Raw genomic sequence first — 25911 nt, 5'->3', positions numbered from 1 at the left:
TCTGACGTGGAAGGGGTCAGAAGTGCATCTGCGCGCGCAGTTCGAAGATCTCCGGCGTGCTGTGCACGCCACGACGGCTGGCGTCGACCTTCACGTAGTTGGCCTGGAACTTGAAGTGGCTGGTCAGGTACCAGTTCGCACCCAACGTCAGGTCGTGCTGGCGGCCACCCAGGATGTCACCATCGTCGAGGTCCAGGCGGCTGTAACGCGCCACCAGTTCGACCGCACCGTAGTTGTGCGCCGGCTTGATGTTGGCCACCGCGCCGGCGTTGTACGGCCGCGATTCGCCGGTCAGCACCCAGCTGGCCATCGCGTACTGGCCGCTGCCGGTGAAGTCGGGCTTGCCGTCATGGCGGGTGACCGTGGCGCGCAGCGCTTCGGCCTGCAGCGAGAACGGGCCGCGGATCCAGATGCCTTCCAGGCCGGTGCGGCGGATCTGGTCGGCGGTGACCAGCGCGCCGGAATCGACGTAGCGGATGTCGGTCAGGCCGGCTTCCGGGCGCGCGCGCAGGCGGGCGCTGGCCTCGTGGTGCACGTCGCGGCCATCGCTGTAGCCGCGTGGGTTCTCCTGCGAGTAGGCCAGGCCCAGGTGGATAACGTAACCTGGTGCCTTCACCGGCGTCCACACCGCACGCACCGCCTGGGTGGTGCCGGGGTTGTCGCCCTGCAGGTCCTTGCCGCCATAGGCGCCTGCCTGCAGCAGGTACTGCGGGCGCTCCAGCACCCATTCCACACCGGTACGGCGGCCTTCGTAGAAGGCCTGCACCGGCAGCGAGGTTTCCAGGAAGCTGCCGGCACGCGAAGAGGTGTTCGCATCCAGGCCGACCGGGGTCTTCATGTAGCCGAAGCGGAAGCGGCCGACGTCACGGCCGAAGAAGGCCTTGCTCTCGAAGCGCACGAACACGTCCAGCCAGGTATCGGCCTGGAAGTCGTAGTAGACCATCGCGTCGTACACGCCCTTCTTCTTCAGCGTCGCACCGAATTCCTTGCGGCGCACGGCGTCGTCGTCCTCGAGGCCACTGGCCGAGGAAAAGTCGTTGTAGTCGTAGGCGATGTTGGCGGTAGCGGCCAACTCGGTGCCGTCGCCGAAGGTGTACTTGGTCGGCCAGTTGTCGAAATCCGCAGCCGAAGCGAGGGCGGGTAGGGCGGCCAGCGACAGGGCCAGCAAGGTGGGATTCGGGCGCATGTTGGGTGCGGCTCTCTCAGATTGCGTGTGGACAGGACATCAACGGCCGCAGGGGCCGAAACTTTCGCAGGGACATGCCCAGCCGTTCAGCCCGGGCCACCGGCCTTCCCGTTTCTGGGCGGTGCGGCGCCAGTGTAGGCACCTGTGCCACCTGAACCGGGGGGCTAGTACCAATAGGTTATCTGCGCCGGCGTGCCTGGCGCGTACAAAGGCGTCCATTGGTCGCACCCCCCTGTGCGTGCAGTACAGGGCCTGCGGTCAGTTTCCACGGTAACGGCTCCCGTGCAGTCCCGGGGCCGTACGTGCCTGAAAACGCCCCTTCCGGAGTCCGCCATGCACATCCCGACCGCAGCACCGGTGCCTGCAAAGCCGTTGCCGATCTATCGCCAGCTGTACTTCCAGGTGATCGTGGCGATCGTCCTGGGTGCCATCCTCGGCCACTACGAACCGCTGGTCGGCGAGAAGATGAAGCCGCTCGGCGATGCCTTCATCAACCTGGTGAAGATGATCATCGCGCCGGTGATCTTCCTCACCATCGTCACCGGCATCGCCAGCATGACCCACCTGCGCACGGTGGGCCGGGTGTTCGCCAAGGCGATGGCGTACTTCCTGTTCTTCTCCACGCTGGCGCTGATTGTCGGCATGATCGTGGCGCACGTGGTGCAGCCCGGCGCCGGCATGAACATCAATCCGGCCGAGCTGGACCAGACCGCAGTGCACAGCTACGTCGAGAAGTCGCATGACCTGACCCTGGTCGGCTTCCTGATGGACATCATCCCGAAGACGCTGCTCAGCGCTTTTGTCGATGGCAACATCCTGCAGGTGCTGTTCGTGGCCGTGCTGTTCGGCATCGCGCTGGCGATGGTGGGCGACAAGGGCAAGCCGGTGCTGAACTTCCTGGAGGCGCTGGTCGCCCCGGTGTTCAAGCTGGTGCACATCTTGATGAAGGCCGCCCCGATCGGTGCCTTCGGTGCGATCGCCTTCACCATCGGCAAGTACGGCGTCGGCTCGCTGATCAACCTGGCCTGGCTGGTGGGCTCGTTCTACCTCACCGCGTTCCTGTTCGTGGCGGTGATCCTCGGTGTGGTCTGCCGCCTGTGCGGGTTCTCGGTGTTCAAGCTGGCGCGCTACCTGAAGGCCGAACTGCTGCTGGTGCTCGGCACCTCCTCGTCGGAGTCGGCGCTGCCGTCGCTGATGGAGAAGATGGAACGCGCCGGCTGCAGCAAGTCGGTGGTGGGCCTGGTGGTCCCGACCGGCTACTCGTTCAACCTGGACGGCACCAACATCTACATGACCCTGGCGGCACTGTTCATCGCCCAGGCCACCAACACCGAACTGACCCTGGGCCACCAGATCGCCCTGCTGCTGGTCGCCATGCTCAGCTCCAAGGGCGCGGCGGGTGTCACCGGCGCCGGTTTCATCACCCTGGCCGCCACCCTGGCCGTGGTGCCGGAGGTGCCGGTGGCTGGCATGGCGCTGATCCTGGGCGTGGACCGGTTCATGAGCGAATGCCGCTCGCTGACCAATTTCATCGGCAATGCGGTGGCCACCGTGGTGGTCTCGCGCTGGGAAGGCGCGCTGGACCGCAACCGCCTGCAGCTGGCGCTGGATGGCCGCGAGAGCGAACTGCCGCCGCCGGTCGATGCGCTGCCCGAGGCGCTGCCGGCCAAGGGCTGATCCAGGTGTGTGGTACCGCGGGGCCGATCACGTCAGTGGTACGGCCCCGCGGCGTTTCAGGGCGTCCCATGGCTGTCATGGGCAGCGCCGAAGCTGGTATCGCGGTACCGTCGCATACGGCACGGAATTGTGCGGTCGCAGCATGGTTGCGACAGGATAGCGACAGGTCCGGACGCTCCAACGGGGGTATCATCCCCTGTCCCTTCTGCCCATTCATGTAACCCACATCGATGTCCAACGAAGATTTCAAACAGGCCGCCCTCGATTACCACCGGATGTCCCCGCCGGGAAAGATCAAGGTTTCCGCTACCAAGCCCATGCTGACCCAGCGCGACCTGTCGCTGGCGTATTCGCCGGGCGTGGCTTACGCCTGTGAAGCGATCAAGGCCGACCCGCAGCAGGCCAGCGAGCTGACCGCCCGCGGCAACCTGGTGGCGGTGATCTCCAACGGCACCGCGGTGCTGGGCCTGGGCAACATCGGCGCGCTGGCCGGCAAGCCGGTGATGGAAGGCAAGGGCGTGCTGTTCCAGAAGTTCGCCGGCATCGATGTGTTCGACATCGAAGTGGATGAGACCGACCCGGACAAGCTGGTCGACATCATCGCCTCGCTGGAACCGACCTTCGGCGGCATCAACCTGGAGGACATCAAGGCGCCGGAATGCTTCGTGGTCGAGCGCAAGCTGCGCGAGCGCATGAAGATCCCGGTGTTCCATGACGACCAGCACGGCACGGCGATCATCGTCGGCGCGGCCGTGCTCAACGCGATGGCGATCACCGGCAAGAAGATCGAGGAAGTGAAGCTGGCGACCACGGGCATGGGCGCAGCCGGCATTTCCTGCGTGAACATGCTGGTGCAGCTGGGCCTGAAGCCGGAGAACATCCTGGCCTTCGATCGCGAGGGCGTGATCCACACCGGTCGTACCGACCTGGACCCGGAAAAGCAGCGCTATGCGCGTGACACCGACAAGCGCACCCTGGCCGAGATCGTCGACGGCGCGGACATTTTCCTGGGCCTGTCGGCACCGGGCATCCTGACCGCCGACATGGTCAAGACCATGGCGCCGGATCCGGTGATCTTCGCGCTGGCCAACCCGACCCCGGAAATCATGCCGGAGATGGCGCGCGCTGCGCGTCCGGACGCGATCATCGGCACCGGCCGTTCGGACTACCCGAACCAGGTCAACAACGTGCTGTGCTTCCCGTACCTGTTCCGTGGTGCGCTGGACGTGGGCGCCACCGCGATCAACGAGGAAATGAAGATCGCCTGCGTGCGTGCCATCGCTGCACTGGCACGCCGTGCAGCCACCGACATGGGTTCGGCCTACGGCGGCGAGACCCCGAGCTTCGGCCGTGAATACCTGATCCCGCGCCCGTTCGACCGCCGCCTGCTGGTGGAACTGTCGGCCGCCGTGGCCCAGGCCGCGATGGATTCGGGCGTGGCCTCGCGCCCGATCGAGGACATGGGCGCCTACCGCGACAAGCTGGCCCAGTTCGTCTACCGCACCAGCCTGATGATGAAGCCGGTGTACGACCGCGCGCGCAGCGACAAGCAGCGCGTGGTGTACGCCGAGGGCGAAGAGGAAGTGGTGCTGCAGGCGGTGCAGAACGTGGTCGATGACGGCCTGGCGCATCCGATCCTGATCGGCCGCCCGGAAGTGATCGAGTCGCGCATCGAGCGCCTCGGCCTGCGCCTGAAGATCGGCGAGAACGTTGAAGTCACCAACATCAACGACGACCCGCGCTTCAACGAATACTGGCAGTACTACCACGGCCTGACCGGCCGTCGTGGCGTGACCGTGGCCGCGGCGAAGAACCTGATGCGTTCGCGCCCGACCCTGATCGCAGCGGTGATGGTGGCCCGTGGCGAAGCCGATGCGATGCTGACCGGCATCGTCGGCCGCTTCCACAAGAAGCTGGGCTACGTGCGCAGCGTGCTGCCGCTGGAGCCGAAGGTCACCTCGACCTCGGCGATGACCGGCGTGATCAACCAGCAGGGCGTGTTCTTCTTCGTGGACACCCACGTGCAGGAAGACCCGACCGCCGAGCAGCTGTGCGAAGCGACCCTGCAGGCGGCCTATCGCATGAAGCTGTTCGGCATCGAGCCGAAGGTGGCGCTGCTGTCGCACTCCAACTTTGGCAGCCATGATTCGAAGGATGCGCTGAAGATGCGCCAGGTGCGCGAGCTGCTGCTCAAGCGCAACCCGCGCCTGAACGTGGATGGCGAAATGCAGGGCGACACCGCATGGGATGAAGCGCTGCGCCAGAAGCTGCTGCCGGGCTCGACCCTGCAGGGCCGCGCCAACCTGTTCGTGCTGCCGAACCTGGAAGCGGCCAACATCGCCTACAACCTGGTGCGGGTGTTCACCGACGGCGTGGCGATCGGCCCGATCCTGATGGGCGTGAACAAGCCGGTGCACATCCTGACCACCAGCGCGACCTCGCGCCGGATCCTGAACATGACCGCGATTGCGGCGGTCGATGCGCAGATCAGGAAGCAGCTGGAAGCGGAAAAGAAGGCATAAGCCTTCTTTCCCACTTCCGCTGCCCACGCATTCTTCCTCTACCCCCGCCTTCGGCGCGCCCCTTCAACAAGAAGGGGCTCCTGGTCGGAACAAGGATGGCGCTGGCGCGGTGGGACGGCGGGGTAAATGAAAACACCGGGCATTGCCCGGTGTTTTCATTTGCCGCAACGGCCGCCAAACCTGCCACATGCGCTACGCCGCCCGGTCATTTCCCTGCAACGCCGCTGCGGCCCAATACGCCCACGCGGCCCGGCCGTGGGAAGGGACCGGCCCGGCCTTCCCACCCTGGGCCCGACCAACTTCCCATCGGCGAGGGTGTCATGCGCAATCGAGTGACGCGGCGGTACTTCCAGCAGCTGTTCGCGCTGTACGCCGGTTTCGTGCAGTCGCGCTGAGGCGTAGACGCCAGCGAGGTAGAGTCGACCGTCGGTCGACTATCGCGCGAAGCGCGGGGTTTTCGGGGGCTGGACGAAAGTCAGTCGACTAACAGTCGACTCTACCCAGTCGACTCTATCCAGTCGCGGCTGTACCCAGTTGATCGCCCAGTCAGCGCCGCTTGCCGCGGCGTGCAGGGGCCGGCGGCGGAGCGTCGGAACGCGGCTTGGCGTACTGCGCCCACAGCGCCGGCAGTGCCTTGCCGGTGTGCTTCTGCCACAGCGCCGGTGCATAGCGGCCGTCGCGCAGGGCCTTGTCCAGTGCCAGCACCAGGCCCGGATGTTCGGCGTCGGCCCATTTCAGGAACGCACCGGTGACACGGTAGCCGCTGTCGAAGTTCTGCCCCTTCTCGACCTTGCCCGGCAGTGCCCAGCCCGCGGCGGCATTGTCCATGCCGTAGCGGTCGCGTGCGTAGTCGGCGATGCCTTCCACCAGCCAACCCGGCACCCGTGCGTCGCCATAGCCCGGATAGCCCTGCACGATGTGCATGGCCTCATGGGTGACCAGGTCGATGTCGTTGGGGTGCTGCGCCAGCCAACCCGGGTTGATGGTGATCGTTGCGGCCTGGTCCTTGTCACCGACGAAGGCGATCCCCGTGTAGGCCGGGTCGATCACGATGCGCACCATCGACGGCGCGGCCGGGTGGAAGTCCGCACGTTCGCGCAGGTAGGCGAAGTAGAACGTATCGATCACCCGCTTTCGCTGCGGCGCGGCCAGGGCGCCACGGGCGTCCTGGTAGTTCAGCGTCACGCCGTCGCGGGTCAGCTGCGCATCAAAGGCCTGGGTCTGGCCGAAGCTGGAGAAGGAAAGGGCAACAAGGGCCAGAGGCAGCAGACGGTAGCGCATGGGGCTCATTGTACGGCGCTGGGCGCCAACAGTTCGATCTCCGCCAGCGGCAGCCGGTCCGGTGCGGCCAGGCGCAGCCGATACTCGCTGTAACGACCGGGTTTGGCGATGCGGAACGGTCGGGTCTGGCGGGCAGACTCGAAGGCTTCGCCGCTGCGCTGGTCGAGCACGATCCAGCGGCCGTTGCCGCTGCGCGCTTCCAGCGTCCATTCGCCGCCCTGGATGCGGCCGTCACCGCTGGTGAGCGTGTACATGGTCGGCACGCCGTCGCCCAGGCCGGTCAGTGCGATGGTTGCGCCGCCGCCCAGGCCGACGGTCGTGGCGGCATCGTCGTCGACCAGCGCTGGCAGGGCGCGACCATCGGCCAGCGTCGCCTTGGCGCCACTGCCGAGCAGGTCGTGCAGCAGCTGCGGGCGCTGGCCCCGCGCGGTCAGCGAGCGCGGCACATCGTCCACGCCGCTGCCCCAGCGCGACGGCTGCGGCCCCATCACGAAGTCCAGCGTCGCGCCCTTGGCGATCAGCTCGTGCGGCACCCAGGTCTTCGTCCACGGCTTGCCATTGATCTTCAGCGACTGCACGTAGACGTTCTCGCGTGAGTTGTTGGCCGCGTTCACGGTCAGCACCGCACCGCCCTGCAGTTCCACCCTCGCATGTTCGAACGCCGGTGAACCGATCACGTACTCCGGGGCGCCCATGCGCAGCGGATACAGGCCCAGCGAGGCCAGCACGTACCACGCGGAGGTCTCGCCGTTGTCCTCGTCGCCCGGATAGCCCTGGCCGATCTCGCTGCCCACATACAGCCGCGACAGGATCTCGCGCACGTGCTGCTGGGTCTTCCACGGCTGCCCGGCGTACAGGTACATCCATGGGATGTGGTGCGCCGGCTGGTTGCTGTGCGCGTACATGCCCATGCGCACATCGCGCGCTTCGGTCATCTCGTGGATGGTGCCGCCGTAGGATCCGGCAAACGCGGGGTCGGCGGTTTCCGGGGTGGAGAAGAAGGCATCCAGCTTCGCTGCCAGCTTGTCACGGCCACCATAGAGCGCGGCGAGTCCTTCGCCATCGTGGGCGGCGGTGAAGGCGAAGGTCCAGCCATTGGATTCGGTGTAGTCGTGGCCCCACACGCGCGGGTCGTAGGCCTTGGCGTCCACGCGCCACTGGCCATCGGCGTTGCGACCCTGGAAGAAGCCGGCGGCCGGATCGAACATCGTCGCGTAGCTGGCGGCGCGATGGCGGAAGTAGTCGGCCTCGGTGCTGTAGCGCTCGCGTGCGGCCGGCATGGTCGCGCGCTTGGCCAGAGCGTCGGCCATGTTGGCGATGCCGAAGTCATTCAGTGCGCCTTCCATCGTCCACGACATGCCTTCGTGCACGTCCGCGCTGGCGTAGCCACGGAAGGTCGAACGGTCCATGCCCTTGCGGCCGACATGGCGGTCGGGGGGGACCACGGTCGCGTTCTTCAGCGCGGCGGCGTAGGCCTCGGCCGGATCGAAGCCGCCGATGCCCTTCAGCCACGCATCGGCGAAGGTAACGTCCGAACTGGTGCCGACCATCAGGTCGGCGTAGCCCGGCGACGACCAGCGTGCGATCCAGCCACCGGCACGGTACTGCTCGATGAAGCCCTGCACCATCTGCCCGGCATCGTCGGGCGTGAACAGCGCATAGGCTGGCCAGGTGGTGCGGAAGGTGTCCCAGAAGCCGTTGTTGACGAACACCTTGCCATCGCGCACGCCGGTGAAGCTGCGGTTCGCGCTGCCTTCGGTGTTGTCGTCGCTGGCGCTGGCCTGGTTGGCGTAGCGCCAGTCAGGCGCGGCCGCGCTGCCGGCATTCTCGTGGCCGGAGTTGGGATACAGGTACAGCCTGTACAGGCTGGAATACAAGGTGGTCTTCTGGTCGTCAGTGGCATCGCCGATATCGAAGCGGGCCAGGCGCGCGTCCCATGCATCCTGCGCACGGCCCGCCACGCTTTCCAGCGTGTCGGCGGCGGAGATTTCCAGCGCCAGGTTGTGACGCGCCTGTTCCACCGAGATCAGCGAGGTCGCGATGCGCATCGTCACCTGCCGGTCGCTGCCAGCATCGAACTTGATGTAACCGGTCGGGCGGCCGGTGTCGAGGCGGCCGCTGCTGCGCCACGGCTTGTCGAAGCTGGCCACCACGTACATGCGGCTGGCGCCGTTGGACAGGCCACTGCGCGTATCGGTGTAGCCGCTGAGGGTCTGCGTGGCCGTGTCCAGGGTCAGGCCACCACGCGCATCGACATTGTCGAACAGCAGATTGGCGTCGCCGCCCTCGGGGAACTCGAAGCGGAACAGCGCGGCATGGTCGGTCGGTGCGATGGCAGCAGCGATGCCATTGTCGAAGCGCACGTCGTAGCGGTAGGGGCGCGCGCTTTCATGACGGCGGTCGAACGACAGCGCGCGCTTGCGGCGGTCGGCGTCCGGCACGCCACGGCTGGCCGAGGGCATCACCTGGAAGGTCTGGCGGTCGCCCATCCACGGGCTGGGCTGGTGGCTCAGTGCCAGTGCCTGCAGCTGCGGGCGGTTCTGCGCATCGTTCTGTTCGTTCCAGCGGTACAGCCAGTTCAGTGCGCCGGCGTCGGTCACCGGGGTCCAGAAGTTGAACCCGTGCGGCACCGCCGTGGCCGGGAAATTGTTGCCGCGCGAGAAGGTGCCGTTGGCCTGGGTGCCGCGGGTGGTCAGCACCCAGTCGGAGACGCGCTGCGGCCGCTGCCGCGGTTGGGCATCCAGGCGCACGTCATCAATCCAGCCAGAGACCGGCGCGCCCTCGGCACTGGCTACCTCCAGCTCGATCGCAACCACGCGGCGGCCCTTCAGCGCGAGCACGTCGCCCAGCCGCACTGCCTTGCGGGCCCATTGTTGCGGGTACAGCGTCTTCGATTCGCCCTGCGCGCGTGCGCCGATCGCCACGCCATGCTGGTCGCGTGCCGCACCGGCCGAAACGCGGCTGCCATCGTCCAGCAGCAGGTCCAGCGATACATAGGTCGAGGCGACGGTGTCCTTGCCGACGATTTCCGGCAGCACCAGCCACGACAGCGTGGTATCGGCCTCGATGGGCAGGTCGGCCTTGAACAGTTCGCGCCGCGCGCTGCCGCCTTCGCTGCTGTAGCGCAGCGCATGCAGGCCGCTGTAGCCGGCGTTGCGCTTGGCGGCGTAGGGCGCGGCCGGTCCATTGCCGATCGTGACCTGAAGCGCACCGGTGGCCTGCGCCGGTACAGGTTCGCCCGGTTCGAACGAGGTCTGCAGCCCCTGCGCCCGCGCCGGCATCGCAGTGGTCGCACAGGCCAGGGCCAGGGCGAGCGGAAGCAGGGCGCGGCGCGGATCGGACAGGGTCATGCAAGGGTCTCCCGGAAGGGCTGGCGGCGGGCGAACCCGCATCGGCGGACACCACGGACAGCATCGCTCCGCCCGCCAGGCTGGCAGTGGAAGAGGCGATGCCGGTCCGGTGGGGGCGGGCCATGCGATCGGGTTGGGTTGGGTGGGTCGAGGTGCGACCTGGCCCGATCCTGCAACAGCCGCCGCGCGCTGGCAAGTGCCATTTAGTTCGATCCAAATGCGGGAAATATCGCTGGAGTCGATTCTGGCGAGCGAACCTGCCGGAACGACCGCGAAATCCCCGGAATCGCCGCCGCCCGGCGCGCGGTGGGGAGATGCGAGGCATCGGCGGCGGCGTGCAAAGGCCCGTTGCGGGGCAATGTCGTTGCGGCCCAGATGCTAGAATCACGGGCCTCGCAACCCGTTCACCGAATCCGCCATGAGCCATACCGCCACCGCGCCCGCCAACGCCGAGAAGCGCTACACCGTGCACCGCAGCGATCTGCCGTTGAGCTGCCCGACCCCGGAAATGGCGCTGTGGAACTCGCATCCGCGCGTGTACCTGCCGATCGAAGACGAGCCCAACGGCGAAGCGCAGTGCCCGTACTGCGGTTCCGTGTTCGTGCTGGCCGACTAAACGGCGGCCCCTTCGATGCGCCGATTGACCGTGGTGCAGTTGCTGCCGGCGCTGCACTCCGGTGGTGTCGAGCGCTCGACCCTGGAAATCGCTGCGGCCCTGGTTGCCGCCGGCCATCGCGCGCTGGTGGTGTCTGCCGGTGGCCGCCTGGTGCAGCCGCTGCTGGACAGTGGTGCCGAGCACCTCACCCTGGATATCGGCCGCAAGTCGCTGCTGACCCTGCGCCATCTGCCGACCCTGCGCCGGCTGTTTGCCGAAGTTGGTGCGGACATCGTGCATGCCCGTTCGCGGCTGCCGGCCTGGTTGGGCCTGTACGCGATCCGCGCCATGCCCGCCGCACAGCGCCCGCATTGGGTGACCACCGTGCACGGGTTGAACTCGCCCAGCCGCTACAGCGCGGTGATGACCAGTGGCGAACGCGTGATCTGCGTGTCCAACACCGTGCGCGCCTACGTGCAACGCCATTACCCGACGGTGCCGGAAGAAAAACTGCGGGTCATACCGAGAGGTGTCGACGTCAACCAGTTCCCGCGCGTGGCGCGCGCCGACCGCCGCCCGCGGCTGGCGCTGGCGGCCGACTACCCGTGGCTGGCCCAGGTCGAAGGCCCGCTGCTGCTGCTGCCGGGGCGCGGCACCCGGCTGAAGGGCCACACCCACGCGCTGCAGCTGCTGGCCGACGTGCGTGCCGCCGGCGTGCCTGCCCAGCTGTGGATGCTGGGCACCGACGAACCCGGGCGCGAGGCCTACGTGGCTGACCTGCGCCGCCAGGCCGCGGCACTGGGCGTGGCCGAGGCCGTACAGATCAGCACGCCTACCGTCCGCATCGCCCAGGCCTACGCCGCCAGCGATCTGGTGCTGCAGCTGTCAGACAAGCCGGAAGCCTTTGGCCGCACCGTGGTTGAGGCGCTGTCGGTCGGTCGCCCGGTGCTGGGCTGGGACCACGGTGGCGTCGGCGAACTGCTGCTGCAGCTGCAGCCCAGCGGTGCGGTGCCGCTCGGCGACGCGCGCGCGCTGGGTGAACGTGCGCTGGCCCTGCTGGCGCAGCCGCCGTCCCTGCCGACCCGCATCCCGTTTACCCTGCAGGCCATGCAGCGCGATACCCTCCGCCTCTATGCCGATTTCGCCGGCTGACCCCGCTGCCATCGTGCGCGACGACCGTGCCGGGCGCTGGGCGCCCTGGTGGGTGCTGGCGTACGTGGCGATGTGGCCGCTGCCGGGCATTGCCGAAACCGTGCTGGGCCTTGGCGCGGTCTATGCTGCCGCGCGCATGGTGATGCGCCGGCTGCAGCGCCGTCCGCACCTGTTGAGCACGGCGGCGTGGGCGCTGACCTCGATCCTGTTCCTCGGCTACTGGCTGCCGCAGGCGTTTTCGGCCATCGATGCGATCGACCCTTCGGCCTCGTGGACCAAGGCGGCCGCCGGACTGCGCTACCTGCCCTTCATGTGGCTGGTGGCGATCGCGGTGGCCACGCCGGAACGGCGGCGCTTGACCTTCGGTGGCCTGGCGCTGATCACCGGCGTGTGGACGCTGGACGCGCTGGTGCAGGCGCTGGCTGGCACCAGCCCGTGGTTCTGGTCGCTGGAACACCTGAAGCTGGCCGTGAGTGGCCACGCGTTGTGCCCGGCCGACGAAGCCGCACTGGCCGACCGCCTCAGTGGCGCGCTTGGGCCCTGCAATCTGAAATTCGGCCAGGTGCTGGCCAGCCTGTCACCGTTCCTGCTGCTGCCGATGGCGCAGCGTTTCGGCAATGCAGGGTGGCTGCTGGCCGCTGCAACACTGGGGTGCGTGCTGCTGCTGGCAGGTTCGCGCGCCTCGTGGATCACCTTTGTGCTGGTGCTGGCCTACAGCGGCGTGCGCCAGTTCGGCTGGAAGCGGCTGCTGCTGCTGGCCCTGGTGGCAGCGCTGGGTACGGCCGCACTGACAGCGGGCGTGCCGCAGCTGCGCGAGCGTGTCGCGCGCACGGCGCAGGCATGGAACGAAGACGGGCAGGGCGTTGACGAGGCGCTTTCGGGGCGCGCGCGCATCTGGACCGCAGCGGTGTGCATGATCGAGGAGCATCCGGTCAACGGTGTCGGTGCGCGCGGCTTCCGCGATGCGTATCCGGCCTGCGTGTCAGATGAGGGTCCCGCCGTGTGGGGTAACCAACCGGCGTTGCACGCCCACCAGATCGTGCTGGAAATCCTTGCCGAGACCGGCGTTCTGGGCCTGCTGCTGTGGTTGGCGGCGGTGGCGCAGGCCTGGCGGGCCTGGCGCTATGCCCCGGCGGCTGCGCGTGATCGCGCCCGACCGGCGATGCTGGCGCTGGCGGTTACGGTGTTCCCGCTCAATACGCACCTGGCGTTCTATTCCGCTTTCTGGGGTGGCCTGACGGTGCTGCTGGCAGCCCTGTTCGCCGGCAGCCTGCTGGCCCGCGACGCAGATGATTCCCCGCCGGTGAAGTGACCGCGCATCCGCGCATGGTAGGGATCAACCATGGAGTCGATCAGTAGATCCACGCCATGCGTGGATGAGGCTTTCCCGACCTGAACACGGTGACATCTCCACTATCGGTGCCCCGGCAGTTCGCGCACGCTGGAGGCATGGCCAGCCCCAGACTTCGCTACGGTCGGTATTCCCGATCCGGCAACGTTTATTCATTGACCACAGCAACCCTCGGCCGCGAACCGTTGTTCGCCGATGCGGCAAACGTGGCGATCCTTATCGACACCCTGCGCTTCGTAGAGCGCAAGGGCTTCAGCCACAGCCTCGCCTGGGTGGTCATGCCCGACCATCTGCACTGGCTGATGGAGCTGCGCGGAGGAACCCTGGCCGAGTGTATGGCCCTGCTCAAATCACGCAGCAGCCGACTGCTGAACCGGCGATTGGAGCGACGAGGGGCGCTGTGGCAGCACGGTTACCACGATCATGCCGTACGCAGCGATGAATCCCTTCATGAGAAGGCGATGTACATCCTGGCCAATCCGGTCCGTGCGGGCCTGGCCGGCACGTTGGGTGAGTACCCGCACGCATGGTGCCGTTGGCCGTTGTAGGTGCCGGCACCCGGATGTAGAGCATCCACGCATGGCGTGGATCTACTTCAGAATGCTCCGCGTCATCAAATTCACGCCATGCGTGGACGAAACCCTCCCGCCCCACCTTTATTTGTAGAAATCACTCCGGCCGCCGGGCTGGCGCTTGAAGCGGCGGTGGATCCACAGGTACTGGTCGGGAGCCTCGCGCACCATCGCTTCGATGGCCTGGTTGACCCGCGTGGTATCGGCTTCCACATCCTCGCTGGGGAAGTTCTCCAGCGGCGCGCCGATCTTCAGGAAGTACTTTCCGCCTTCGCGCCGGTGGAAGTACGGAATCACCGCACAGCCGGTCATGCGCGCCAGCTGATGGGTGGCGGTGATGGTCGAAGCGGTGTGGCCGAAGAATGGCACGAACACGGTGTCCTTGCCCCGCATGTCCTGGTCTGGCGCGTACCAGAGGAAGCCGCCCTTCTTCAGGTGGCGCACGGTCGCGCGGATGTCCTCGTTGGCGAACATCGCCTTGGCATAGCGCAGGCGGCCGAACTTCACCGCCCACTCGTACACCGGGTTCTTGTGCTTGCGGTACATGCCGGAAAGATCGACGTAGTCGCACAGCAGGCGGCCGCACATTTCCAGGGTCATGAAGTGGCCGGAGACCAGCAGGACGCCGCGGCCTTCGGCCTGCATCTGCCGCAGGTGTTCCAGGCCTTCGATCCGTACCTGCGGGCGGATGCTGTCGATGCTGCCCCACCAAGCGCGGATGCACTCGAACACGCCGACGCCCAGCGCATCGAAACTGTCGCGCACCAGGCGCTGCCGCCACGCCTCGTCCTTCTCGGGGAAGCACAGCTGCAGGTTGACCTCGGCGGCGCGGCGGCGGCTGCCGAGCAGGCGCCAGGTGATCCAGCCGACGCCCCGGCCCAGCGCGCGCTGCAGCATCCACGGCAGGCGGGCGATGGCGAAGGCGCCGAACATGGCGGCGAACATCGGCCAGTTGCGCGGATCGCGCAGCGACGGGCGGACGGCGGTGGAGGCATCTGACATGGGGCCATTCTACCAAGGCGGCCGCGTGTCTTTCCCGGGGGGCTCCCGTATCCTTCCCGCATGCGTAAAGACCCTGTCGAATGGATCCTGCGCGGCCTGTACTCGGTCGTGCTCTACATCCTGCTGCCGATCACCGTGTACCACCTGGTCTGGCGCGGCTTCCGGGTCCGTGAGTACTTCCGGCGCTGGGACGAACGCTACGCCTCCTATCCGCAGCCGACCGGCCAGCCACGGGTGTGGCTGCACGCGGTCTCGGTGGGCGAGGTCAATGCCGCCGCGCCGCTGGTCAACGCCCTGCGCCAGCAGCGCCCGGACATCCGCTGGGTCATCACCACCATCACTCCTACCGGCTCCGAGCGCGTGCGTGCGCTCTGGGGCGACGCGCTGGACCATGTCTACCTGCCGTACGACGTGCCGGGCAGCGTCAATCGCTTCCTCGGCCATTTCCAGCCCAGCTTGGCGCTGATCCTGGAAACCGAGTTGTGGCCGAACATGCTGTTCGGCTGCCGTGACCGTGGCGTTCCGGTCTACATCCTCAATGCCCGGTTGTCGGCGCGTTCGCTGCGCGGCTACCGGCTGCTGGCCGCATTGATCCGCCGCGCCCTGCGCACCGTCACCTGCGTGGCCGCGCAGTCGCAGGACGATGCCGAGCGCTTCGTGCAGCTGGGGGCGGAGCCCGGCCAGGTGCAGGCACTGGGCAACCTGAAGTTCGACATCACCACGCCGGACGTGCAGGGCTTCGTCGAACAGTTCCATGCACGGGTGCCGGGCGCGCGCCCGGTATGGATCGCCGCCAGTACCCATGATGGCGAAGAGCAGGCGGTGATCGACCTGCACCGCCGCCTGCGCCAGCAGCATCCGGATCTGCTGCTGCTGTGGGCACCGCGCCATCCCGAACGTTTCCCGAAGGTGGAAGCGCTGGCGCGCGAACAGGGCTGGAGCGTGGCGACCCGCCGCGTGGACCAGTGGCCGCACGCCGCCACAGACGTGTTCGTCATCGACACCCTCGGCGAGCTGATGCCGTTCTACGCCTGCGCCCAGGTCGCCTTCGTCGGCGGCAGCCTGCAGGCCATCGGTGGCCACAACCTGCTGGAGCCCGCTGCGATGGGAACCGCGGCGGTGACCGGCCCGCACCTGCACAACTTCGCGGAAATCTCCCGGCGCATGCGCGAGGCCGGTGCGCTGCTGATCGGCGAAGATGCGCAGGCGGTGGGCGACCTGCTGCAGCATCTGCTTGAAGATGCGCAGGCCCGCGAAGACATGGCGCGTGCGGGCTGCACGTTGGTCAGCAATGGCCGTGGCGCGCTGCAGCGCACGCTTGCGCTGGTCGCACCGCACCTGCCACCACCGCGCGAGTGATCCCGGCAGCGCGGCGTCGGCGGCGCTGCGCTGCGTTGTCGTGATCAACTTCATCAATTCTGCTTAGCGACGATTTTTCTGTCGTTGCTGGACCGACCCTGCCGATGGCAGCGTGCCTGCCATCACATCGTGGCGCACGCAGCACCGATTCCGATTCCGCAGGACGACGCAGGCTGCCAGCCTGCTGTCGACCGCGCTTGGGCGGATATCAAGGGAACTTGCGATGGACGGCGACAGGGGCAGGGACGGCACCGGTGGGGCGCGCTTGGGGATGGACCACCTGGCTGTGGTGGCACTGACGCTGCTGGTGGGCGGCAGCGTGATCGCGCTGGTGGGCCAGCACACGGCGGCACAGGCTGGCCCGGCCATCGTACTGAGCCTGTTGCTGGCCGCACTGGGGGCTGGCCTGGTGCTGTGCTGCCTGCAGGATCTGGTGCTGCGACTGCCGGCGGCCGATGGCCTGTACGGACTGTTGGCCGCCAGCTGGGGGCCACGGGTGGCCATCGTTCTGGGCGCGATCCTGTTGCTTGAGCTGACGGCGACCACGGCGGGCGCGGCACAGTCCATGGCCCGCCATGTACATGCCGTGCTGGCTACCGGAGGCCTCCATGCCAACGACTGGCTGCCCGTGCAGGTAGCGGCGGCCATGGGTCTGCTGATGTTGAGCGCGCTCGCGTTGCTGCCGCCGCGGGGTGTGGCTCTGGCGGCCTGTGCGCTGCTGACGGTGAAGATCGGTGTGGGGGTGTTGCTGCTGGCGCTGGCGGCGCGTCATGTGCACTACGGGCATTGGATTCCCTGGCTGCCTCCGGCGACCGCACCGTATCGCTTCGGGCTGGGGGGCGTGCTGGCGGCTGCGGTGCCGCTGCTGGGCATATTTGCCAGCGTGGGCCTGGCACTGGGCTTTCCTGCGCTGCGCCGCCAGGGCGCGATGTGGCAGCCGGCGGTGCTGGCGCTGGTCTCGTTGCTGGCGATGCTGCTGCTGATCGTGCTGGCAGCATTGCAGGCCGGGCTGGTCGAGTTTTCCGCGCTCGCCAGTACCCGGCCACTGGCGGTTGCGCTGCAGGTGCACCCCCAGCTGCAGTGGATGCTGCCATTGTTGCCCCTGGCCGGGGCAGCGGGCCTGGCCGCCCTGCAGTTGGTGCTGCTGATGCTGGCCGTCCGGTTGGCCACATCGTTGTGGCCCCGCGCAGCTGACGCGGCGGGACGATCCCGCACGCGCCTGAGCGCAATGGTGGTTGCGCTGCCGGCGGTGATGCTGGTGCTGGGGCTGCCGCAGGGCACCTTGCCGGCGCTGCCGGGTCCGGCAACGCTGGTGGTCATGGCAGCGCTGTGCCTGGCGGTGCTGCGGCGTCGGGATGACACCCGGCAAGGCGCAGCCGGCTGCGGGCTGATGATGTCGATGCTGGCCCCCTTGGCAGCCGTGCTGTGCGCGCTCGCGGCGTTGGAACGCCTGCGCGCATGGCCGGGCTGACGGTTCGTGGGGCCACGCCGGGGCGCGCGCGTGTGGATACAGCATCTGCAAAAAAGCCACCCTCGCGGGTGGCTTTTTCGTTGCAGGGGCGACGACTCAGTGCGTGGTCGTGGCCGGGTTGCCCGCGTCCTGGGTCAGCAGCCGATTGACGTCCTGCAGTTCGGCCACGTCCAGCGCACCCAGCGACTGGCTCAGCAGCAGGCGGTTCTGCAGGAAGGTGTAGCGGGCCTGGGCATAGTCCAGCTGTGCCGAGAACAGGATGCGCTGGTTCTGGATCACATCCAGCACGGTACGGGTACCGACTTCCAGGCCGACCTGCGAAGCGTCGTACGCGCTCTGCGCCGAGACCACCGCCAGGCGGCGGGCTTCCACTTCGCTGATGCCCTGAACCAGGGTCTGGTAGGCATTGCGGGTATTGCGATCCAGGGCACGCTTCTGCTGCTCGTAGCCGTCCTGGGCGATGTCACGCTGCGCCAGCGCCTGGCGCACGCCGGACTGGGTGGCACCACCGGAGAAGATCGGCACGCTCAGGGTCAGGCCGATGCTGTTGGTGCGCGCATCCGGCGACAGCGAGCCGGCACCGGTGCTGTCGCCCCAGGTGGCGCTCTTGCCCCAGCTGCCGCCCAGCGACAGGGTCGGGTAATGACCACCACGGGCAGCCTGCACGCCGGCTTCGGCGGCACTGACCTTCAGCTCCTGCGCCTTCAGCGCCGGATTCTGGGTGGTGGCCTGCTGCACCAGCTCGTCGATGTTGCCGCGGTTGGCCGGCACTTCCGGGCGGAAGTCCGCCGGCAGGCCACGCAGGTTGGTCACCGGCTGGCCGGTCAGTTCGGTCAGGGCCTGGTAGTTATCGGCCAGGGTGTTCTGCGCGATGATGGTGTTGGCGCGCGCCTGGTCGTACTGGGCGCGTGCTTCGTGCACGTCGGTGATCGGCGCCAGGCCCACTTCCAGGCGCTTGTCGGCGAAGTCGAACTGCTTCTTCGCGGCCGCTTCATTGGTCTGTGCGGCGTTCAGCGATTCGATCGCCACCAGCACATTGAAGTAGGCCGCCGAGGTGCGCACGATCAGGTTGTCGTTGGCCGATTCGAGGGTGAAGTCCGCCGCCTTGCTCAGCTCACGCTGCGAGCGCAGGTTGTTGATCTGGGTCCAGTTGAACAGCGTCTGGCTGCCGTCGATCGTGTAGGTGCGGCGCTTGTTGGTGAACGAGCCGGAGTTGGCGTCGGCGTTCGGCTCGCTGCGCGTGCGGTTCAGCGCGGCCTGGCCGTTGATCTGCGGCAGCAGGGCGGCACGCGCCTGCACGGCGCCTTCCTTGTCGTACAGCCGGGTCGATTCGGCGGCCGACAGCTGCGGATCGCCGTTGCGGGCCATTTCGTAGACCTGCAGCAGGTCGGCGGCATGGGCGGACAACGGCAGCAGGGCAGTGGCCAGCGCAACAGCGAGGGATCGGCGGATCATTGCGGCTTCCTTGGACTCAGAGGTGGAACTGGGGGGCCGGGGCGGCACCACGCAGGTAATCGATATCGGTCTCGAACAGGGACTCGGAGCTACCGTCGGCCTTGACCAGCAGGGCCTCCATCGCCGGCGAGCGGCCGTGGATCACGAACAGGCGGCCACCCGGACGCAGCCACGAGGCGAACTGTGACGGCACCACGTCGACCGCACCAGTGACACAGATCACGTCAAAGCGGCGTTCGGTCTGCCAGGACAGGGCATCGGCCACTTCCACGCGGACGTTGGTGCCCAGGCCGGAGGCGTCCAGGCGGGCACGCGCAGCGGCGGCCAGCTCCGGGTCGATTTCCAAGCTCAGCACATCGCGCGCCAGCGCGCCGATGCAGGCCGACAGGAAGCCGCTGCCCGTGCCGATTTCCAGCACTTCGTCACCCGGCTGCAGGTCCAGTGCCTGCAGGGTACGGCCCTCGATGACCGGCTTCATCATCTTCTGGCCGTGGCCGATCGGCAGTTCGACATCGGCGTAGGCCAGTGCCCGGTGCGCGTCGGCGACAAAGGCCTCGCGCGGCAGGCGGGCCAGGACGTCGAGCACCTTGATGTCCAGCACGTCCCAGGGACGGATCTGCTGTTCCACCATCAGTTCGCGGGCGTGGGCGTAATCAATCGTCATGAGGTTCAAATCCAGCGCAGTGGGCCGGCCATTTTACCGGTGCCGGAGGCCGGCGGCGCGCCCAGAGCATCAGCTGCCGGGGGCCGGGGTCGCAGTGCCGGAAGTCATCGCGACCTCCGGTTCGTTCAGTTTTGGTTATTCAGCCGTTCCGGCCCCTCGCGGCGCGTAGGCGCGCAGGAAGAAGTCGATGCTGGCGGTCACGTGGGCAAGAGGGTCGCATTCCACGGGTGACAGTGGCATGCCGCACATCATATGCATGTGCACTTCGCCCTTGACCAGGGTCAGGAACTGCTCGCCGGCCAGAGCACAGTCGGGGATATCCAGTTCGCCACGTTCGGCGCGGGCACGCAGGAAATCGGCCAGGGCCTCGCAGGTACGCTCGGGGCCGGCTTTCCAGAACAGCGCGCGCAGGCGTTCGTCGGTCTCCGGCGCCATCATCATGCGCTGGATCGAGATCGCCGCGTCGGAGGTGATCAGCTCGAAGAAGGCCAGGCCGATACCGATCAGCTGGTCGCGCAGCGGGCCGTCCGCGTCGGCTACGAACAGCGCGTCGGGCAGCATTTCAATGCACTTTGACTGCACCGCCTCGGAGAACAGCGTCTCCTTGTCGCCGAAGTGGCTGTACACAGTCAGCTTCGAGACGCCGGCCTGAGCGGCGATGGTGTCCATGCTCACGCCGGTATAGCCCTGTTCGATGAACAGTGCCTTGGCTGCTTCAAGGATCGCCGCGCGCTTGCCGAGGTCCTTGGGGCGCCCGGGTCCGGCGGCCTTGGCAGCGGGCTTGGCCGACGGCTTGCGGGAAATGTGGGAACTCATCGCGACAATACTAGACCAAGCGGTTCGATATTTATACTATACCGGCCGGTTTATTAAATTGGGCCGGCAGTCGCGGCTCCTCCCTTAGTTGCAACCCTGCGTTTTCAGGACGTTGACCGATGAAGATCGTGCGCTGGATGGGCGGTATGGTGTGGATGGCTGCGCTGGCAGCCTGTTCGGGGCAGGAACAGGCGCCACCGGCGGCCGTACCGGTGCTGGTGGTTCACCCCGGCGAGCAGGCCGGGCAGGCGCCGGCGGCGTTCCCGGGCACGGTGCGTGCGCGACAGGAAAGCCCGCTGTCGTTCCGCGTTGGCGGCAACCTGGTCAAGCGCCACGTCGATGCCGGGCAACGGGTGAAGAAGGGCGACGTGCTGGCCGAGCTGGACGTGGCCGACTTCGCGCTGCAGGCCCGTGCCTCGCAGGCGCAGCTGGCGGCAGCCGAAGCCGATCTGGTGCGCGCCCGCGATGACCTCAAGCGTTACCAGGTGCTGGCCGACCAGCAGCTGGTCAGCCGCTCGCAGCTGGACCAGCAGTCCGCCGCGTTCAAGGCCGCGCAGGGCCAGGCCAACGCCGCCCGCGCCAACCTCGATGTGCTCCGCAACCAGGCCGGCTACGCACAGCTGCGTGCGCCGGCCGACGGTGTGATCGCCAGCCGCGAGGCCGAGGCCGGGCAGGTAGTGTCCGCCGGGCAGACCATCTTCAACCTGGCCGCCGACGGTGGCCGCGAAGTGCTGATCGACCTGCCCGAGGCCACCATCCGCGACTATGCTGTGGGCCAACCGGTCGAGGTGGAGTTGTGGAATCGCCCCGGCCAGCGCCTGCCGGGCACGATCCGGGAGATCGCCGCCGCTGCCGATCCGCAGGCACGTACCTATGCGACCCGGGTCAGCCTGCCCGCCGATGCGCTGGCCGACGTCGAACTGGGCCAGAGTGCACGCGTCTACAGCAGCGCCGGTCGCCACGGCACCCTGCAGCTGCCGCTGGGCGCGCTGCAGCGTGGTGCCAACGGTGCCGCCAGCGTATGGGTGGTCGATCCGGGCAACAGCACGCTGAAGGCCGCAACGGTTACCACCGGTGCGTTTGGCAGCGAGACGGTACCGGTACTGTCGGGCGTGAGCGGGGGCGACTGGGTAGTTGCTGCGGGTGGCCACCTGCTGCGGGCCGGCCAGCCGGTGATCGCCGTGGACCGGCAGAACCGTCCCGTGCTGAAGCCGGCTACGCCGGCCGCTGCCGCCAAGGCCAGGGAGTAAGCCGGTGCGCCGCTTCAATCTTTCCGAGTGGGCGTTGTCCAACCGCCCGCTGGTGCTGTTTGCGATGCTGGCTTTCGCGCTGATCGGCGCATGGTCGTACAAGCATCTGGGCCAGTCCGAGGACCCGCCGTTCACCTTCAAGGCGATGGTGGTGCGCACATTGTGGCCGGGGGCGACCGCCGAGCAGGTCTCGCGGCAGGTGACCGAGCCGCTTGAGAAGGCGCTGATGAATACCGGCGAGTACGAGTTCATCCGCTCGTACTCGCGCCCGGGCGAATCGCAGATCATCTTCATGGCGCGCGACAGCCTGCGTTCCAGGCAGATCCCGGACCTGTGGTACCAGGTGCGCAAGCGCGTGGGCGACATCCGCCCGACGCTGCCGCGCGAGATCGTCGGTCCGTTCTTCAACGATGAGTTCGGCGACACCTACGGCAACATCTATGCGTTGACCGGCAAGGGCTTCGACTACGCGGTGATGCGCGACTACGCCGACCGCATCCAGCTGGAACTGCAGCGGGTGCCCGACGTCGGCAAGATCGACCTGGTCGGCCTGCAGGACGAGAAGGTGTGGATCGAACTGTCCAACACCCGGCTGGCCACGCTGGGCGTGTCGATGCAGCAGGTGCAGCAGGCGCTGGCCGACCAGAACGCAGTGACCGGCACCAGCTTCTTCGAGACCGCCACCGATCGCGTGCAGCTGCGGGTGACCGGCCAGTTCAACGACATCGAAGCGATCCGCCAGTTCCCGATCCGCGCCGGCGACCGCACCGTGCACCTGGGCGACATCGCCGAGGTCAAGCGTGGCTTCGCCGATCCGGCGTCGCCGAAGATGCGCTTCATGGGCGAAGAGGCGATCGGCCTGGCGGTGGCGATGAAGGATGGCGGTGACATCCTCAAGCTCGGCGCCAACCTCGATGCCGAGTTCGAACGCCTGCAGAAGACCCTGCCGGCCGGCATGCAGCTGCGCAAGGTGTCCGACCAGCCGCAATCGGTGGAAGAGTCGGTCGGCGAGTTCGTGCAGGTGCTGACCGAGGCGGTGGTGATCGTGCTGCTGGTCAGCTTCTTCTCGCTGGGCCTGCGCACCGGCCTGGTGGTGGGCGTGACCATCCCGCTGGTGCTGGCGATGACCTTCTTTGTCATGCACTACTTCGACATCGGCCTGCACAAGATCTCGCTGGGTGCATTGGTGCTGGCGCTAGGACTGCTGGTGGACGATGCGATCATCGCGGTGGAGATGATGGCCACCAAGATGGAGCAGGGCTACGACCGCCTGCGCGCCGCCAGTTTCGCCTGGGAGTCGACCGCGTTCCCGATGCTGACCGGCACCCTGATCACCGCGGCCGGCTTCCTGCCCATTGCCACTGCGGCATCGAGTACCGGTGAATACACCCGCTCGCTGTTCCAGGTGGTGACCATCGCGCTGGTGGTGTCGTGGATCGCAGCGGTGCTGTTCATCCCTTACCTGGGCGACAAGATGCTGCCGGACCTGTTCAATCCGCAGCCGCCGAAGCCGGGCAGCCTGTCAGCGCGCTGGCACGCCAAGCGCCAGCAGTGGGCCGACCGCTATCCGGCGCTGGCCAATCTGATCGCGCCGCCGCAGCACGGGCACGACCACGATCCGTACCAGCGCCCGTTCTATCGTAGTTTCCGTCGCTTCCTCGATACCTGCCTGCGGCATCGCTGGTGGGTGATCGCGGCGACCATCGGCCTGTTCGTGTTCTCGCTGATGATGTTCCGCTTCGTGCCGCAGCAGTTCTTCCCGGACTCGACCCGGCCGGAACTGATGGTGGACATCGAGCTGGCCGAGGGCGCCTCGCTGCGCTCGACCCAGGCCCAGGCCGAGAAGCTTGAGAAGCTGCTGTCCAGCCGCGAGGGCATTGCCAACTACGTGTCCTATGTGGGCACCGGTTCGCCGCGCTTCTACCTGCCGCTGGACCAGCAGCTGCCGGCGACCAACTTCGCCCAGTTCGTGGTGCTGGCCAAGGACATCACTTCACGCGAAAGCACCCGCGACTGGCTGCTGCACGAGGTGATCCCGAAGTTCCCGGACGTGCAGATGCGCGTGACCCGCCTGGAGAACGGCCCGCCGGTCGGCTATCCGGTGCAGATGCGCATCTCCGGCGAGCACATCGAGAAGGTGCAGGCGATCGCGCGGCAGGTCGAGGCCAAGGTGCGGGAGAACCCGCACGTGATGAACGTCAACCTGGACTGGAGCGAGCCGAGCAAGGTGGTGCGCCTGGTGGTCGACCAGGAGCGCGCCCGCGCGCTGGGCGTGAGCAGCGCCCAGGTCAGCCAGTTCCTGTCCAGTTCGTTGGCCGGGCAATCGGTAAGCGTGTATCGCGAGGGCAATCGCCAGATCGAGATGCTGCTGCGCGGGCCGGCCGATGAGCGCAATCAACTGGAGCTGCTGTCCAGCCTGTCGATGCCCACCGCCAACGGTGGCAGCATCACGCTGTCGCAGGTGGCGACGATGGAGTACGGCTTCGAGGACGGCATCATCTGGCACCGCAACCGGTTGCCGACGGTGACCGTGCGCGCCGACATCAGTGATGGCATGCAGGCGCTGGACGTGGTGCATCAGATCCTGCCCACACTGGACGGCATCCGTGCCGAGCTGCCCAGTGGTTACCTGCTGGAAACCGGCGGTACCGTGGAGGATTCGGCGCGTGGCCAGAACTCGATCAAGGCCGGCATGCCGCTGTTCCTGGTGGTGGTGGCCACGCTGCTGATGCTGCAGCTGCGCAGCTTCTCGCGTGCAGCGATGGTGCTGGTGACCGCGCCGCTGGGCATCATCGGCGCGACCCTGTTCCTGCTGCTGTTCCGGGCGCCGTTCGGCTTCGTGGCGCTGCTGGGCACGATCGCGCTGGCCGGCATGATCATGCGCAACTCGGTGATCCTGATCGACCAGATCCAGCAGGACATCGATGCCGGGCATGACCGTTGGCATTCGATCATCGACGCCACGGTGCGCCGCTTCCGCCCGATCGTGCTGACCGCACTGGCAGCCGTGCTGGCGATGATTCCGCTGTCGCGCAGCGCGTTCTACGGCTCGATGGCGATCTCGATCATGGGCGGCCTGATCGTCGGTACGGTGCTGACCCTGGTGTTCCTGCCGGCATTGTACGCGGCGTGGTTCCGGGTGAAGCCCGATGAATCCGGGGCGTGATGCCGACCGGGGTCGGATCCCTTTCCCTCGGGGAAAGGGCTCTGACCCCACCCATGCCGGTTGCTCCCTTCCCAGGTAGGGGCCAACCTTGGTTGGCACGGATGCATGCATTCACGCATGGCGTGGATCTACTGCAGCTGCAGGCCGCTCCGCAGCACCGGCAGCAGCCATTCGATGAACACCTGCACGCGCAGCGCACGGTGCTGCCGATGCGGCTGCAGCAGGGTGACCGGCAATGGCTGTGCGACGTGCTGTGGCATCACTTCCACCAGCGCGCCGGATTGCAGCTCGGCCTGTACGTCGTAGCGCGGAATCTGCAAAAGACCCAACCCCGCCACACAGCACGCAATCGATGCCTCGGCGCTGTTCACACGCACCCAGCCAGGCATCGGCAGCGTGCGCAGTTGGCCGCCGTCCTGCCACTCCCAAGGTTCCACCCGTGCCGTGGTCGGCGACGCGTAGTTCACCGCGCGATGCTGCGGCAGGTCGGCAGGATGCTGCGGCACGCCGTGTTCGCGCAGGTAAGCCGGCGCCGCAACGTTGGCAAAGTCCAGTTGGCCCAGCGTGCGCGCCACCAGGCTGGAGTCGCCCAGCTGGCCGACCCGCAACACTGCATCGCAACCGTCCTCGATCAGGTTCACCGCGCGGTCGCTCATGCCCAGGTCCACTTCCACCTGCGGGTAGCGGGCGAAGAAGTCGGGCAGCGCCGGTGCGATGATGCGGCGGCCGATGCGGCTGGGTACGTCGATCTTCAGCAGCCCCGACGGCTGGGCGTCGACCTGGAGGAACAGCGATTCGGCGTCCTCGACCTCGGCGATCAGGCGCAGGCAGCGGGCATGGAACACGTCGCCGTCGTGGGTGGTGGACACCCGCCGGGTCGAGCGCTGCAGCAGGCGGGTGCCGAGCCGCTGCTCCAGCTCCGCAATGGCTGCCGAGACAGTGGAGCGGGGCAGGCCGAGCTGGTCGGCGGCGCGGGTGAAGCTCGCGCACTCCACGACCCGGGTGAAGATGCGGAAGCGATCGATCCGGTCCATTGTTCGCT

General features: G+C 67.5%; 18 protein-coding genes. 10 read left to right on the top strand and 8 right to left on the bottom strand.

Features of this window, described 5'->3' with window-relative positions; genetic code table 11:
- Nucleotides 1-16: 16 nt before the first annotated feature.
- A complete protein-coding gene (locus ACS0OT_RS16620) occupies nucleotides 17-1186 on the bottom strand; it encodes an OprO/OprP family phosphate-selective porin (protein ID WP_442255900.1) in 1170 nt (389 codons plus the stop codon).
- A 333-nt stretch (nucleotides 1187-1519) separates the two neighbouring features.
- On the opposite strand from ACS0OT_RS16620, the gene ACS0OT_RS16615 reads away from it, so the two are divergent.
- Both ACS0OT_RS16615 and ACS0OT_RS16610 read left to right on the top strand, forming a co-directional pair.
- Nucleotides 1520-2863, top strand: coding sequence for a dicarboxylate/amino acid:cation symporter (locus ACS0OT_RS16615; protein ID WP_065178333.1), 1344 nt, complete (start codon nucleotides 1520-1522; stop codon nucleotides 2861-2863).
- A 230-nt stretch (nucleotides 2864-3093) separates the two neighbouring features.
- Entirely contained in the window at nucleotides 3094-5385 is a 2292-nt protein-coding gene (locus ACS0OT_RS16610; protein ID WP_442255899.1) for an NADP-dependent malic enzyme, read from the top strand.
- Nucleotides 5386-5931: 546 nt separating this feature from the next.
- On the opposite strand, the gene ACS0OT_RS16605 is transcribed toward ACS0OT_RS16610, so the two are convergent.
- Together ACS0OT_RS16605 and ACS0OT_RS16600 are read right to left on the bottom strand one after the other, a co-directional pair.
- The gene (locus ACS0OT_RS16605) at nucleotides 5932-6675 is read right to left on the bottom strand and encodes a basic secretory protein-like protein (RefSeq protein WP_032954509.1); all 744 of its coding nucleotides are present in this window, start codon (nucleotides 6673-6675) and stop codon (nucleotides 5932-5934) included.
- Nucleotides 6672-10016 (bottom strand): GH92 family glycosyl hydrolase, encoded by a 3345-nt coding sequence (locus tag ACS0OT_RS16600; protein ID WP_329844277.1) that lies wholly within the window; start codon nucleotides 10014-10016, stop codon nucleotides 6672-6674. Before ACS0OT_RS16600 ends, ACS0OT_RS16605 begins: the two co-directional genes overlap by 4 nt.
- 418 nt (nucleotides 10017-10434) lie before the next feature.
- Here ACS0OT_RS16600 and ACS0OT_RS16595 point away from each other — a divergent pair, with 418 nt between their 5' ends.
- The 4 genes from ACS0OT_RS16595 (at nucleotide 10435) to ACS0OT_RS16580 (ending at nucleotide 13662) form a co-directional block, all read left to right on the top strand.
- Nucleotides 10435-10632 (top strand): zinc-finger domain-containing protein, encoded by a 198-nt coding sequence (locus ACS0OT_RS16595; protein ID WP_005410967.1) that lies wholly within the window; start codon nucleotides 10435-10437, stop codon nucleotides 10630-10632.
- A gap of 15 nt (nucleotides 10633-10647) precedes the next feature.
- Nucleotides 10648-11763 carry a glycosyltransferase gene (locus ACS0OT_RS16590; RefSeq protein WP_139727636.1) on the top strand — a complete coding sequence of 372 codons (1116 nt, stop codon included), beginning with the start codon at nucleotides 10648-10650 and terminating at the stop codon, nucleotides 11761-11763.
- The gene (locus tag ACS0OT_RS16585; RefSeq protein ID WP_065185356.1) at nucleotides 11744-13075 is read left to right on the top strand and encodes an O-antigen ligase family protein; all 1332 of its coding nucleotides are present in this window, start codon (nucleotides 11744-11746) and stop codon (nucleotides 13073-13075) included. Before ACS0OT_RS16590 ends, ACS0OT_RS16585 begins: the two co-directional genes overlap by 20 nt.
- Before the next feature lie 137 nt (nucleotides 13076-13212).
- Nucleotides 13213-13662 carry an REP-associated tyrosine transposase gene (locus tag ACS0OT_RS16580; protein WP_032954504.1) on the top strand — a complete coding sequence of 150 codons (450 nt, stop codon included), beginning with the start codon at nucleotides 13213-13215 and terminating at the stop codon, nucleotides 13660-13662.
- A 108-nt stretch (nucleotides 13663-13770) separates the two neighbouring features.
- On the opposite strand, the gene ACS0OT_RS16575 is transcribed toward ACS0OT_RS16580, so the two are convergent.
- The gene (locus tag ACS0OT_RS16575; protein WP_005419134.1) at nucleotides 13771-14688 is read right to left on the bottom strand and encodes an LpxL/LpxP family Kdo(2)-lipid IV(A) lauroyl/palmitoleoyl acyltransferase; all 918 of its coding nucleotides are present in this window, start codon (nucleotides 14686-14688) and stop codon (nucleotides 13771-13773) included.
- Between the two features lie 60 nt (nucleotides 14689-14748).
- On the opposite strand from ACS0OT_RS16575, the gene waaA reads away from it, so the two are divergent.
- Both waaA and ACS0OT_RS16565 read left to right on the top strand, forming a co-directional pair.
- Nucleotides 14749-16047 (top strand): lipid IV(A) 3-deoxy-D-manno-octulosonic acid transferase, encoded by a 1299-nt coding sequence (waaA, locus tag ACS0OT_RS16570; protein WP_065178339.1) that lies wholly within the window; start codon nucleotides 14749-14751, stop codon nucleotides 16045-16047.
- Between the two features lie 271 nt (nucleotides 16048-16318).
- A complete protein-coding gene (locus ACS0OT_RS16565; RefSeq protein WP_374082902.1) occupies nucleotides 16319-17518 on the top strand; it encodes an amino acid transporter in 1200 nt (399 codons plus the stop codon).
- 96 nt (nucleotides 17519-17614) lie between these two features.
- Here ACS0OT_RS16565 and ACS0OT_RS16560 read toward each other — a convergent pair whose 3' ends face one another.
- The 3 genes from ACS0OT_RS16560 to ACS0OT_RS16550 all read right to left on the bottom strand — a co-directional run bounded on the left by ACS0OT_RS16560 (nucleotide 17615) and on the right by ACS0OT_RS16550 (nucleotide 20453).
- Nucleotides 17615-18973, bottom strand: coding sequence for a TolC family outer membrane protein (locus ACS0OT_RS16560; RefSeq protein WP_005419128.1), 1359 nt, complete (start codon nucleotides 18971-18973; stop codon nucleotides 17615-17617).
- Between the two features lie 16 nt (nucleotides 18974-18989).
- A complete protein-coding gene (locus ACS0OT_RS16555; protein ID WP_014648346.1) occupies nucleotides 18990-19637 on the bottom strand; it encodes a protein-L-isoaspartate O-methyltransferase family protein in 648 nt (215 codons plus the stop codon).
- Nucleotides 19638-19772: 135 nt separating this feature from the next.
- Nucleotides 19773-20453, bottom strand: a complete 681-nt coding sequence (locus ACS0OT_RS16550; RefSeq protein ID WP_005419125.1) for a TetR/AcrR family transcriptional regulator — start codon at nucleotides 20451-20453, stop codon at nucleotides 19773-19775.
- Nucleotides 20454-20572: 119 nt separating this feature from the next.
- Here ACS0OT_RS16550 and ACS0OT_RS16545 point away from each other — a divergent pair, with 119 nt between their 5' ends.
- Both ACS0OT_RS16545 and ACS0OT_RS16540 read left to right on the top strand, forming a co-directional pair.
- A complete protein-coding gene (locus tag ACS0OT_RS16545) occupies nucleotides 20573-21703 on the top strand; it encodes an efflux RND transporter periplasmic adaptor subunit (RefSeq protein WP_065185352.1) in 1131 nt (376 codons plus the stop codon).
- Between the two features lie 4 nt (nucleotides 21704-21707).
- On the top strand, nucleotides 21708-24869 hold the full coding sequence (locus tag ACS0OT_RS16540) for an efflux RND transporter permease subunit (protein WP_049416701.1): 3162 nt from the start codon (nucleotides 21708-21710) through the stop codon (nucleotides 24867-24869).
- Nucleotides 24870-24997: 128 nt separating this feature from the next.
- Here the strand turns inward: ACS0OT_RS16540 and ACS0OT_RS16535 are convergent, their stop codons facing one another.
- Nucleotides 24998-25903, bottom strand: coding sequence for a LysR family transcriptional regulator (locus ACS0OT_RS16535; RefSeq protein ID WP_053499076.1), 906 nt, complete (start codon nucleotides 25901-25903; stop codon nucleotides 24998-25000).
- Between the last annotated feature and the right edge of the window lie 8 nt (nucleotides 25904-25911).

It is taken from the genome of Stenotrophomonas maltophilia group sp. RY12688, assembly GCF_052149045.1.
GTDB classification, from domain to species: domain Bacteria; phylum Pseudomonadota; class Gammaproteobacteria; order Xanthomonadales; family Xanthomonadaceae; genus Stenotrophomonas; species Stenotrophomonas sepilia.
Note: the sequence above shows the minus strand (reverse complement) of the source record. Positions and strands in the feature narration are given on the sequence as shown.

Coding starts and splice junctions, on each gene's coding strand:
- ACS0OT_RS16620 (WP_442255900.1), bottom strand. CDS start 1,186: ATGCGCCCGAATCCCACCTTGCTGGCCCTGTCGCTGGCCGCCCTACCC.
- ACS0OT_RS16615 (WP_065178333.1), top strand. CDS start 1,520: ATGCACATCCCGACCGCAGCACCGGTGCCTGCAAAGCCGTTGCCGATC.
- ACS0OT_RS16610 (WP_442255899.1), top strand. CDS start 3,094: ATGTCCAACGAAGATTTCAAACAGGCCGCCCTCGATTACCACCGGATG.
- ACS0OT_RS16605 (WP_032954509.1), bottom strand. CDS start 6,675: ATGAGCCCCATGCGCTACCGTCTGCTGCCTCTGGCCCTTGTTGCCCTT.
- ACS0OT_RS16600 (WP_329844277.1), bottom strand. CDS start 10,016: ATGACCCTGTCCGATCCGCGCCGCGCCCTGCTTCCGCTCGCCCTGGCC.
- ACS0OT_RS16595 (WP_005410967.1), top strand. CDS start 10,435: ATGAGCCATACCGCCACCGCGCCCGCCAACGCCGAGAAGCGCTACACC.
- ACS0OT_RS16590 (WP_139727636.1), top strand. CDS start 10,648: ATGCGCCGATTGACCGTGGTGCAGTTGCTGCCGGCGCTGCACTCCGGT.
- ACS0OT_RS16585 (WP_065185356.1), top strand. CDS start 11,744: ATGCCGATTTCGCCGGCTGACCCCGCTGCCATCGTGCGCGACGACCGT.
- ACS0OT_RS16580 (WP_032954504.1), top strand. CDS start 13,213: ATGGCCAGCCCCAGACTTCGCTACGGTCGGTATTCCCGATCCGGCAAC.
- ACS0OT_RS16575 (WP_005419134.1), bottom strand. CDS start 14,688: ATGTCAGATGCCTCCACCGCCGTCCGCCCGTCGCTGCGCGATCCGCGC.
- waaA (WP_065178339.1), top strand. CDS start 14,749: ATGCGTAAAGACCCTGTCGAATGGATCCTGCGCGGCCTGTACTCGGTC.
- ACS0OT_RS16565 (WP_374082902.1), top strand. CDS start 16,319: ATGGACCACCTGGCTGTGGTGGCACTGACGCTGCTGGTGGGCGGCAGC.
- ACS0OT_RS16560 (WP_005419128.1), bottom strand. CDS start 18,973: ATGATCCGCCGATCCCTCGCTGTTGCGCTGGCCACTGCCCTGCTGCCG.
- ACS0OT_RS16555 (WP_014648346.1), bottom strand. CDS start 19,637: ATGACGATTGATTACGCCCACGCCCGCGAACTGATGGTGGAACAGCAG.
- ACS0OT_RS16550 (WP_005419125.1), bottom strand. CDS start 20,453: ATGAGTTCCCACATTTCCCGCAAGCCGTCGGCCAAGCCCGCTGCCAAG.
- ACS0OT_RS16545 (WP_065185352.1), top strand. CDS start 20,573: ATGAAGATCGTGCGCTGGATGGGCGGTATGGTGTGGATGGCTGCGCTG.
- ACS0OT_RS16535 (WP_053499076.1), bottom strand. CDS start 25,903: ATGGACCGGATCGATCGCTTCCGCATCTTCACCCGGGTCGTGGAGTGC.